Origin of the sequence: Shewanella litoralis (genome assembly GCF_009828585.1) — a bacterium.
Taxonomy (GTDB): Bacteria; Pseudomonadota; Gammaproteobacteria; order Enterobacterales; family Shewanellaceae; genus Shewanella; species Shewanella litoralis.
This window is the reverse complement of the sequence record NZ_WSRZ01000046.1, coordinates 1-11,052: the sequence shown is the minus strand read 5'-3', so window position 1 is coordinate 11,052 and position 11,052 is coordinate 1. Positions and strand designations below refer to the sequence as shown.

Annotated in this window: 9 protein-coding genes; 5 read left to right on the top strand and 4 right to left on the bottom strand. The window is 44.5% G+C overall.

What is annotated here, in order from left to right:
• Positions 1-155: 155 nt before the first annotated feature.
• Positions 156-2,549, bottom strand: coding sequence for a bifunctional aspartate kinase/homoserine dehydrogenase II (locus GQA99_RS19890; protein ID WP_160056927.1), 2,394 nt, complete (start codon positions 2,547-2,549; stop codon positions 156-158).
• A gap of 111 nt (positions 2,550-2,660) precedes the next feature.
• On the bottom strand, positions 2,661-3,824 hold the full coding sequence (gene metB, locus GQA99_RS19885; RefSeq protein ID WP_160056925.1) for a cystathionine gamma-synthase: 1,164 nt from the start codon (positions 3,822-3,824) through the stop codon (positions 2,661-2,663).
• 211 nt (positions 3,825-4,035) lie between these two features.
• Between metB and metJ the strand changes: the two genes are divergently transcribed.
• The 5 genes from metJ to GQA99_RS19860 all read left to right on the top strand — a co-directional run bounded on the left by metJ (position 4,036) and on the right by GQA99_RS19860 (position 9,060).
• Positions 4,036-4,350 (top strand): met regulon transcriptional regulator MetJ, encoded by a 315-nt coding sequence (gene metJ / locus GQA99_RS19880; RefSeq protein WP_160056923.1) that lies wholly within the window; start codon positions 4,036-4,038, stop codon positions 4,348-4,350.
• A 69-nt stretch (positions 4,351-4,419) separates the two neighbouring features.
• On the top strand, positions 4,420-5,160 hold the full coding sequence (locus tag GQA99_RS19875) for a sulfite exporter TauE/SafE family protein (RefSeq protein WP_160056921.1): 741 nt from the start codon (positions 4,420-4,422) through the stop codon (positions 5,158-5,160).
• Between the two features lie 256 nt (positions 5,161-5,416).
• On the top strand, positions 5,417-5,746 hold the full coding sequence (locus GQA99_RS19870; protein ID WP_160056919.1) for a c-type cytochrome: 330 nt from the start codon (positions 5,417-5,419) through the stop codon (positions 5,744-5,746).
• Positions 5,747-5,897: 151 nt separating this feature from the next.
• Complete coding sequence (locus tag GQA99_RS19865) at positions 5,898-7,610, top strand: DUF3373 domain-containing protein (protein ID WP_160056917.1); 1,713 nt, start codon at positions 5,898-5,900, stop codon at positions 7,608-7,610.
• A 55-nt stretch (positions 7,611-7,665) separates the two neighbouring features.
• Complete coding sequence (locus tag GQA99_RS19860) at positions 7,666-9,060, top strand: tetrathionate reductase family octaheme c-type cytochrome (protein WP_160056915.1); 1,395 nt, start codon at positions 7,666-7,668, stop codon at positions 9,058-9,060.
• A gap of 56 nt (positions 9,061-9,116) precedes the next feature.
• Here GQA99_RS19860 and GQA99_RS19855 read toward each other — a convergent pair whose 3' ends face one another.
• Together GQA99_RS19855 and GQA99_RS19850 are read right to left on the bottom strand one after the other, a co-directional pair.
• Positions 9,117-10,118, bottom strand: coding sequence for a pseudouridine synthase (locus GQA99_RS19855; protein ID WP_160056913.1), 1,002 nt, complete (start codon positions 10,116-10,118; stop codon positions 9,117-9,119).
• A gap of 74 nt (positions 10,119-10,192) precedes the next feature.
• On the bottom strand, positions 10,193-10,771 hold the full coding sequence (locus GQA99_RS19850; protein ID WP_160056911.1) for an LON peptidase substrate-binding domain-containing protein: 579 nt from the start codon (positions 10,769-10,771) through the stop codon (positions 10,193-10,195).
• Positions 10,772-11,052 lie beyond the last annotated feature (281 nt).

Below are 11,052 nucleotides of genomic sequence, written 5' to 3'. Positions count from 1 at the left end.
ACCATCTCTAATTCATATTGCTGTGGACTAGGCTCTCGAAGCATGATGATAAACTTGGTTATTATCTGTACTTCTATTAGATCAAAGCCCTAGACGAATGTCTAGAGCTTTGTCAGCAGTCTGAAGACCATTTAACATGGTCTTTTTAATCAATATTACTCTTGCAGTAAGTCTTTACAAATATGCACTAGGTCAGACTGCACTGCGGCTGCGGTGACCTCTCGCCCAGCACCTGGGCCGCGGATAATCAATGGGTTTCCTTGATAAAACGCACTGCGAATAACAAACACATTATCGCCTGGAGTTAAATTGGCATAAGGATGATTATTGTCTACCCACTGCAAACCGACCTCGGCCTGCAGTTTACCCTCAACCTTGTCTAACGAGGCCACGTAACGCAGCACTTTATTTTGTTCAGCGGCGGCAGCATATTGTTGTAACAAGTCATCATCTAACTCGCTAATACGCGGTAAAAAATCGTCTAACGACAACTCAGCTAATGCCTTAGGCACTAACGAATTAAGCATAATATCATCGAGCTCAACGGCTAAACCAATCTCACGGGCTAAAATCAGCAATTTACGCTGCATATCACGGCCAGATAAATCATCACGCGGATCGGGCTCGGTAATCCCTAAACCGCGCGCTTCTAGCACTAATTCAGAAAACGGTTTGCTGCCATCGTAGTTTTCGAATAACCAACATAAGGTACCCGAAAAAATTCCACCCACCGCTTCAATGGTATCGCCACTATTACGCAAATCGTTTAAGGCGTGTTGTATCGGTAAACCCGCCCCACAACTGGCGTTATAGCGCCAAAATAACCGACGATTACTCAGTTGTTGCTTTAATTCACGGTAAAAAGGTAATGGCCCAGAACCCGCCAGTTTATTTGCGCTCACTACGTGAATGCCACGTGCAAATAGCTCAGGATACTGCAAAGTTAATGTGGCACTGGCACTGATGTCTAACGCGACAATTTCATCACAAGATAATTGTGCTAATTGCTCAAACAATGAATCGTAATCCCAATCTGTAGCATGGGCTTGGTAATCTTGCTGCCAATGATTAAGGCGTATACCGTCGTTTGAAATCAGTGCCTTTTGCGACCCAACCACACCGATAAGTTCTACCGATGCTTCAAGTTCGCGATCTAATGTTTGGCTAGCACGCTTAAATAAATCGACCCAGGCTTCGCCAATATTACCGACACCTAGCAGCAATACGCCGATGCGCATTCTGGGGCCGGCGCAGCGACGATGCACCTTTTGGGTTAATAGACTCACCTGAGCTTGTGGCACTAAAGTCACTAGGCTTAACGAGTCTTGATAAATCGGTTTGGCATCGCGGCTTAATAAACGGGCAAAGCTGCGTCTAAAATGATGTGCATCTGCACTGACTAGCGCCACTAAACCAAGATCGGTTTGTATGGCTAACTCATCAATCGCCCATTGCTCGCCATGTTTTACCAATAGTGCTTGAACCTGTTTTTGGCTTTCTAGGGTAAATGCCAGCTCAAATTTATGTTGGGCGAGCTCCCAATATGCTAATGGTGTCAGGCCTGCTTCGTCTAAAATAGTCAGCAGTGGTGCAATGTCGGAATTCAATTTAAAGCTAAATAACACCACTTCATTGAGGTTAGTCACCACAGGCGCGCTAGCCGATGAACTCAGTGGAGCGATTAAGGTAAAGTCGGTGTGAGATGCATAGCTTGAACGTACAGCCAGGCTCACATCGGTATTAAATAATGGCTGCAAAGTACGTGAGTGCAAAACAGGCGAGCCTAAACGTGCAAGGCGATCAGCTTCAGCTAAAGACATGCTTTTGAGCAATTTTGCATCATTGATTTTGTTAGGATCTGCGTTAAACACTCCTTCAACATCAGTCCAAATGGTGACACGCTCAATGTCAGCCAGGCTAGCTATTAATGTGGCGCTAAAGTCAGATCCATTGCGGCCTAATAATAAAGTATCGCCATGGCGGTTAGCACAAATAAACCCGGTAATCACTAAACGCTCTTGCGGATGCAAAGCCAGTAAAGCTTGTACTTTGTCGCGCGATTCTTGCACTAAAATATTGGGCACCGAACCTTCGTCGGCAACCAAAATAGAACAGGCATCTACATGCGTTGCTGCTACGCCGGTTTCGCGCAGTAATGCTGCCATTAAACGTGCAGACCAACGTTCACCAAAACTCACAACCTGGTTTAATTGATAATCGTTATGCTGCTCTAAAGACAACAAGCTGACTAATTGCGCTCTGTCGGTAGACAAGCGCTCACGCAAATCACGCGCCTGCTCGTTTGACAATAGTTGCTCAATTAAGGTTTGCTGATAACTAATAAGTACTTGCAGTTCTTCCTGCCAAAGTTGGCCGCTGTCGCGCAAACTGAGTAATTTATATAAGAAGTTAGTGGTTTTACCGGCAGCAGACACCACCACAAGATCATCACTGTTACCATGAGTCAGTAAAATATGGGCAACACGACGATAGCAATCAGCATCCGCTAAACTAGAACCACCAAACTTATGTAAATGACCTCGCGCCATTACGCACTCCTTAAACAACTACGACTTTTTATTGCGGCTGCTATTTTACTTTGTTTCACTAAAACTACAGCTAATATAAACGTAAATTAAGCTAATTTACCTGAGTTCAGGCTATTTAAGCGCTGCAACTGCGGCTAAACCGGCTGTAATGTCAGCAACTAAATCTTCAGCATCTTCAATGCCGACAGATAGTCTCAATAAAGTGTCTTTAATACCAGCCTCTTGGCGTGCTTCTGCATCCATTGCTCTATGGGTCATCGTGGCCGGAACGGCGACTAAACTTTCCACTCCGCCTAAACTTTCAGCAACACTAAACAACGTCAACGCATTTAAAAATGCCACCACTTCGGCCTCGCCACCTTGCAATTCAAAACTTAACATAGCACCAAAGCCTTGTTGTTGTTTTGCCGCAATTTCGTGACCTGGGTGGTCTTTTAAACCGGGATAGTACACTTTAGCAACCACGTCGCTGGCATTAAGCAGTTCCACAATCTTTTGTGCATTACGTTGATGCTCTCGAATTCGCACTGCTAGTGTACGTAAACCGCGTAAGGTTAAGTAACTGTCAAACGCAGAGCCGGTTAACCCAAGGGTGTTTGACCACCAATGTAGTAGCTCACCTAATTCAGGATCTTTAGCCACCACAGCGCCGCCAACCACATCACTATGGCCGTTAATGTATTTAGTGGTTGAGTGAATAACGATATCAGCACCTAACAATAAAGGTTGCTGTAAAATGGGTGATAAAAAGGTGTTATCTACCGTAACTAATGCACCAACGTCGCGACAAGCACGGCTAATCGATTCAATATCAACCACGCGTAGTAATGGGTTTGACGGGGTTTCTAACCACACCATTTTAGGTTTTTGCGCTATGGCTTTATTCAATGCCTCTGCATCCGTTTGGTCGACCACCACTAGTTTAAATTGGCCTTTTTTCGCCAAATTGGTAAACAAGCGATAACTGCCACCATAACAGTCGTGTGGAACCACTAATAAATCATCAGGGCCAAGTAAACTGGTCACTAACGTAATCGCTGCCATACCAGTACATGTCACAACACCCGTTTCACCTTGCTCAAGTTTTGCCAGCGCGTCACCTAATATGCAACGAGTAGGATTGCCTGATCGACTGTAATCAAATTCGCGTGGATTTTTATGGCCGTCGAACGAATAATTGGTCGATAAATAAATCGGTGGTACTACAGCGCCATGTTGTGTGTCTGATTCAATACCCTGGCGAACGGCCAATGTGGCGCTTTGATGCTTAGTCATAAAGACTCCTAAAAAATTCACAAACACACAAAAGAGATGTCTAGACGTCTAAATTTACCTAAGAGGTTCGTGTACGTCAACCTAAATTAGACGTTTAGACGTCTAAACATAAAGAAATCTATTTGCAATCGTCACTAAATAGTAGCAATAATTTGACTAGAGATTGTAAGGGGTTAAAATCTGCCCCGTATTTATCGTTAAGGGTAAGTTAATGACTGAGTGGAATGGCGAATATATCAGCCCATATGCCGAACACGGCAAAAAGAATGAACAAGTAAAAAAGATTACGGTTTCTATCCCTTTAAAAGTATTAAAAGTACTAACAGATGAGCGTACCCGTCGTCAGATAAACAATCTGCGTCATGCGACCAACAGTGAACTGTTATGCGAGGCATTTTTGCATGCATACACAGGTCAACCATTACCTCACGACGGTGATTTATCCAAAGATGAACCGGATAGCATTCCAAGTGAAGCGAAAAAGTTAATGGATGAAATGGGTATCGAGTGGGAAGAAATGGAATAACTCACTGACTTAATCAACAGACTTTGAAACGACCCTTTTAAGAAGTCGTGGTGTTTTTATAGAGAACTTATGATGTCATTTATCGATCCATCTACATTGATACTGGCATCAGTTATCGTATTTTTTGGCGCGCTAACCCAAAGTTTAATAGGCTTTGGGTTAGCCGTTGTTGCAAGCCCTCTGTTGTATATCGTTAATCCCCAACTTGTTCCTGTCCCCATAATTGTTATGGGATTTGCGATTTCGGCAATGACCTTGTACCGAGAGCGCGGTCACCTGCAATTTAACGGCTTGCAATACGCCTTACTCGGGCGGATCCCCGGTGGATTTGTGGGTGCAGGATTATTACTGTTTGCCCCACAAGCCATACTCGGCTTAATTATTGCGGCCATCGTATACATTGCCGTGATTCTTAGCGTGTACAAGATTACCGCCCCCATCAACCGCGTAAGCTTATTTATTGCCGGAATATTTTCCGGTATTTTTGGCAACATTGCCGCGATTGGTGGCCCACCAATGGCGATTTTACTCGCCGGACAAGATGCCAGCCAATTTAGAGCGGCATTGTCAGCCTTTTTTGTATTCAGCTCACTGATTGCGTTAGCCATTTTAGCCGTGGTCGGTTTAGTAGAAATAAAGCATTTGTGGTTGTCACTGATGCTGCTACCGTCAGTCATTGGCGGCTATCTTGTCTCGGGTTTGTTAATCAACCACGTCGATAAAAACAAAACCCGTCTTGCCACTCTCGTGCTCTGCAGCATCAGCGCCACGGTTTTAGTGGTTAAATCAGTGATGGCATTAGCCAGCTAACCCTAAAAGCGATCTCTTCTTACATCTCAAAATAACCCCTTAACTCGCCTATCAAGCATCCAGCCAGATTAGCAATAGATCTGCGTCACACAAGTTCATTAGATTTTTTTCAATTAACTTTTTTTCAATTAGATTTTACTCATGAATATGATCTACTTCAAATTAACAATACCTCTTTTTAGGTAACATTATTTACAGCAAAGCAATACAGCAATATTGCTAAAGCACTACCTATAAAAGCCCATAGAGGATAAACATGATGAACACGTATATGAAAGTTGGTATCGCAGTCGCTATTGCATTATCTCTCGGTAGCCAGGTCATGGCAGCCGATGGCGGCAACCCTAAAAAAGGTAAACACCTGTACAAAAAAGAATGTAAAGCCTGCCACAGTGCCAATAGCGAAGGCCAGGAACTCACCCCAATGAGCAAAACCATGAGCCAATGGGATCGCTTCTTCTCGCGCGACAAACACAAAGCAAAACCTGCCGTTTTTGAGGCATTGTCTGAACAAGAACTAAAAGATATTCAACAGTTTTTGTATGACCATGCCGCCGACTCAGACCAGCCAGCAACCTGCGGCTAAGTCAGTCCAGCTGATCAACGTTTCTGAGTAAACGCCAACATCAGCCAGTAACCGAATCGAATTAAAAAATAATGAGGCTTAGCCTCAGGGAATCTGACAACCAAAATTTGCTTAATTGATTCAATATTAGGCAAATACGGGGAGAAACATCATGAGAACACTTATCTCAATACTGGTTGCTAACGCGCTCTTTATGAGTGGTGCAGCCGTAGCAACTGACACCGATGTACAAAAAATTGCCGAACTAGAAAAGCAGTTGGCCGAAATATCTGAAGATTTAGATTACTTAAACTCACGCGTTGACAAAACTGAACGTCATAGCGCATTAGACAGAATCGAAATTACCGGTGACTTTAGAACGAAAGTGCATTCATTGCACTATCAAAATGTCACCTGGAACCCCGCCATGAACGTCAACTTTTCTGACTTTGCCGCTAAAGCAATGGCCGGTGAATTTGGCGACCCAAGCAGTGCCAGCTCACCGTTAGGGCAAATGATGATGGCCAATCCTGATTTAGCCGCCGCATTCCAAAGCGGTATGCTGCAAGGCGTAATGCCGATGGTATTGGGGCAAAAGACCCAACAAGATATTGATAATGATATTTTTTACACCACCCGCCTTCGCCTAAACCTTAATGCCAAAGTGTGGGATAACGTCAGTTTCGCCGGACGCCTAACAATGTACAAAAGTTGGGGCGACTCAACAGGCGTTAAAGTATTTGATTCATGGAACTCCTTCACCATGGATGGAACTAGCAGTGGTAGCACTAGCGGTGATGAATTAAAAGTCGAGCGCGCCTACTTTAACTGGAAAGACATTAATGGCAGCGGCGCATACCTATCTATTGGCCGTCGTCCTTCAACTTACGGGCCTCCAAGCCACTACCGTGAAAATGAACTTCGCGGCGGTACACCCTCTGGCCACCTCGTTAACTTTAACTTCGACGGTGCAACGTTAGGGTATGACTTAACCGATATTACCGGCATTGAAGGCCAAACGGTCCGTTTTTGCTACGGCCAGGGCTTTGAATCACAATACGGTAACGGTGAATTATTTGGCGATATCATCACCAAAGATACTCATCTAGGTGGATTTAATATCGACGTCATCAACGACGGTAACCACTTTTTACAGTTCACCTTATTCGGCGCTAAAGATGTAAACGACGGCTTCACCGGCACCATGGCATTCCCAACACAATTGGCCAGTATTTTTGCGCCAACCATGTATCAAGATATGCAAAAGTTTGAAAACTTTAACTTTGTTACCCGAGTGCAGCCTAGCAGTGTGATTGGTGACATGTATCTAGGTGGCCTAGGCTATGCCTATGAATCAGACGAAGACATGAAAATGTTTGCTTCACTCGGTTGGACTCGTGCTGAACCGACAGGCAATGCAGGTTTATTTGGTGGCATGTTAAGTGATGCTGTATTTGAAGCGGCATTAAACAACACAGGCACAGAAATCATTATGGTGCCTACATCAACCGTCGACTCTGACACTAAAGACGGTTATGGCGTATATGTCGGGATGCAAATTCCTGCACCATACGGCAAATTTGGCCTTGAATATAACTATGGTTCTAAATACTGGAGCCCATTCACCCAAGCACAAGATGACCCAATGGGCAGTAAATTAGCTACCCGCGGTCATGTTGCCGAAGCTTATTATATCTTTGATATTAATCCTAAAATGTTTATCAAGTTAGCTGGTTTGTACTACGACTATGAATACACAGGCAGTGGATCTCCCGTAGGCGCGCCACAAAAAGTAGACGATGTGATTGCTGGCAATGCTTATTCAATGTTGCCCGTTGTCGACACCGCCTACGACATCAATGCATCACTGACTATCAACTTCTAACTTGAACTTCTCAATGGTCCCCCTGAGCACAAGCCCAGGGGTAAGGACAATTATCATGAAAACATTCACAGCACTGGCAGTATTACTGATGTTAAGCAGTAGTGCTCAGGCTGCCTTTAATCATAAAGATGCACTGCAAGGGCCCTTTGCCAATGGCCCCGAAGTCACCACCCAATGCTTAACCTGCCATAAAGAACATGCCGAAGACTTTATGAAATCATCTCACTGGACATGGGAGCTAGAGCAAGAGTTACCCGGACGTACCGTCAAGCGTGGTAAAAAGAACAGTATTAACAACTTTTGTGTGTCGATTTCGGGTAACGAGCCCCGCTGCACCAGTTGCCATGCCGGCTATGGTTGGAAAGATTCAACATTCGACTTTAAAGACATGACCAAAGTGGACTGCTTAGTGTGTCACGACACCACAGGGACTTACATGAAAGACCCAGCGGGTGCCGGTGAAGTATTTGGTAAAGTAGACTTAGCCAGAGTAGCCCAAAATGTGGGTGCGCCCGTACGCGATAACTGCGGCAGTTGCCATTTTTACGGCGGCGGTGGTGATGCGGTGAAACATGGCGATTTAGACTCGTCAATGTCTTACCCTGATCGCGAAACCGATGTACACATGGACACCGACGGTAATGACTTTCAATGCCAAGAATGCCACGTGACTGAAAAACATCAAATCAGTGGTAATGCCATGGGCGTTTCACCTGGAGGAGAAACCAAAATTGGTTGTGTCAATTGTCATGACGACGCGCCGCATCAAAACAAAAAGCTCAACACCCATACCGCAACCGTGGCATGTCAAACCTGTCATATTCCCACTTTTGCCAAAGTAGAACCGACAAAAATGCGTTGGGACTGGTCTGCTGCAGGGCAAGATTTGAAAGACACCACTGATGAAAATGGCAAGCACACCTTTAACAAAAAGAAAGGCAGCTTTATTTGGCAAAAAGATGTGCCACCACAATACGCCTGGTTTAATGGCAACGCCGATGCCTACATGGCTGGCGATAAAATTGACCCGACTAAAACGGTAAAACTCGCTTATCCATTAGGTAATATTAACGACCCTAAAGCCAAGATTTATCCTTTTAAAGTGCATACAGGTAAGCAAATTTACGACACAGAACTGAATATTTTACTCACACCAAAAACTTACGGCGAAGGTGGATATTGGGATAAATTTGACTGGGATCTCGCCGCTAAACTGGGCATGGAAGCGAACCCAACCATGGTAGAAAAAGGTCTTAAATACAGTGGAAAACACGGCTTTGTTGAAACCGAAATGTGGTGGCGTATCAACCATATGGTGACCCCAAAAGACAAAGCATTACAGTGTAATGACTGCCATAACAAAGGCGAGCGCCTAGATTGGAAAGCCCTAGGTTACGATGGCGACCCCATGAAAAACCGCAAAGGGGTTAAACACACAACAGCTGAGTAACTGAGTGATTAATTAAAACTAGAAACCAAACCGCCATCGGCTTATCGATGGCGGTTTTATTTCATCGACAACATCATCGCTAACAAATCTAATCCCTGACACTCAACATCGTGTTCAATACCACTTAACGGATCGCTAAAACGTAAGCGTTTGGCCAATAACTGCAATGGTTTATCATAATTGTCTGGCCCTTTGGGCTGTAACACCGGATAAAAGCGATCATTGAGTATCGGCATACCCAAGCTCAACATATGCACTCTTAGTTGATGAGTTTTACCGGTAATAGGGCTGAGTTCAAATAAACCTAAACCGTCTTTCACTGCCACCAGACTTATTTCAGAATGGCTGTTCGCCTCGCCCTCAACCACCTGCATGGTAAAGCTAGGATTGGCCGCAACAATACGATTTTTAACCGTCCAATGCAGCGGTAACTCACAGGTGTTGTCGGCTAATTGCGCTAATAAATCAGGGGTAACCTTGGCGATAGCTTGATAGTCTTTAGTGATCTTGTCGTCTAAAAAAAGCTGGTGATAGGCATGACGCGTTTGCGGGTTTAGTGTCATTAACATCACCCCAGCAGTATCTTTATCAAGCCGATGGGCAGGCGCTACGGTATCGATTTGCGTGGCAATGCGTAATCGATGCACCAGGCACTCGTTAACAAAATTACCGCCAGGGGTTACCGGTAAAAAATGCGGCTTATAGACAATAATGATATCGCTGTCTTGATGAAGTATTTGCTCATAAAACGGCACTTTGGTTTCAGCCTTTACCTCACGATAGTAATACACTCGTGCCGTCGCTTGATACTCACTCGTCGCATCAATTAACTCGCCATGTTGCCAATGCACCTTGCCATCATTAATGCGCTGCTGCCATACGCTGGCCTCAATTTGCTTAAAATGATCAACCAAAAACTCAAAAACAGTGGCATATGATTTACCCGCCAATTCGCTTTCACGAGGTAGCACAATATACGAAGGTTGCGCCGCAATGGCTGAGGTTGAATGTGGGGTAGAATCGTTTGAGAGTGAATCGTTTGAGTCTGAATTTGGCATAAAATGGGCTATCTACAACCATTGGCAAAAGGTAATTACCCTATGTTATCAGTGTATCGCCCATGATGCACCGCCTAGACATCGACATGAGATTTAAGCAACTGCAACACAAAATCCATGGTTTTATGGCAGTTTGGCTGCTCAACTAATACTAACTTATCGCGGCTATACATGGGTAACACCTCAAGCCAGCGTTGGCTAACCCAGGTGGCATCTTCTAAATGCACTTGCGAATACAGCTCAAGTAAATCAGGGTTCACTTGATAAAATTGCTCCAGCGCCGCACTGATAATTTCAAACTCACCTGCTATCGGCTCCTGGCCCCAGTTTTGACAAGGTAAGGCACGGGCAATCCAGCTGCCATCACGCTGCTGCGCTGCGGATAAGATTTTTACTCGCTGCGATCCTTCAATCACAATGCTTAAACTGTTGTCTGCTAATTGATTAAAATCGATGATATTGCAACGAGTGGCAGTGATGTAACAAGGGAGTTCGCTATTGGCTTTTAGCGCTGCAAAGGCAAGCTGATAATGGCCCTTTAACACTCGAGCAATCATGCTGAGATCGCACGGTGACACTACACGGATCTCGAGTCGTCCACCGGGCAATAACACGCCATCTTGAATTAATAACGCCATTTCTTGTGTTTGCATAGCAGCCTCCCACACCAAAGGTGAAGTTACTGAACCAAAATCAAATCAATAGAATAAGTGTAGCAGTGGTCAATATTTCAACAACATAAGCACCATAAATAATGCTAACTGACGACATTGACCTGCAATTGCGCACACTCGACTAGTTAATTAGACCTAGTACCGTTTCAATTTAATTTTGATCGATTGAGCTACCATTCCAGCGGTAGCTCATCGGGCTTTATTAACACCTTCAAAGAACGACTTTCTCTCGGGGTTCGGCTGATCAATTCGTCTGTTTC

Coding starts and splice junctions, on each gene's coding strand:
- metJ (WP_160056923.1), top strand. CDS start 4,036: ATGACTGAGTGGAATGGCGAATATATCAGCCCATATGCCGAACACGGC.
- GQA99_RS19875 (WP_160056921.1), top strand. CDS start 4,420: ATGATGTCATTTATCGATCCATCTACATTGATACTGGCATCAGTTATC.
- GQA99_RS19890 (WP_160056927.1), bottom strand. CDS start 2,549: ATGGCGCGAGGTCATTTACATAAGTTTGGTGGTTCTAGTTTAGCGGAT.
- GQA99_RS19860 (WP_160056915.1), top strand. CDS start 7,666: ATGAAAACATTCACAGCACTGGCAGTATTACTGATGTTAAGCAGTAGT.
- GQA99_RS19855 (WP_160056913.1), bottom strand. CDS start 10,118: ATGCCAAATTCAGACTCAAACGATTCACTCTCAAACGATTCTACCCCA.
- GQA99_RS19865 (WP_160056917.1), top strand. CDS start 5,898: ATGAGAACACTTATCTCAATACTGGTTGCTAACGCGCTCTTTATGAGT.
- metB (WP_160056925.1), bottom strand. CDS start 3,824: ATGACTAAGCATCAAAGCGCCACATTGGCCGTTCGCCAGGGTATTGAA.
- GQA99_RS19850 (WP_160056911.1), bottom strand. CDS start 10,771: ATGCAAACACAAGAAATGGCGTTATTAATTCAAGATGGCGTGTTATTG.
- GQA99_RS19870 (WP_160056919.1), top strand. CDS start 5,417: ATGATGAACACGTATATGAAAGTTGGTATCGCAGTCGCTATTGCATTA.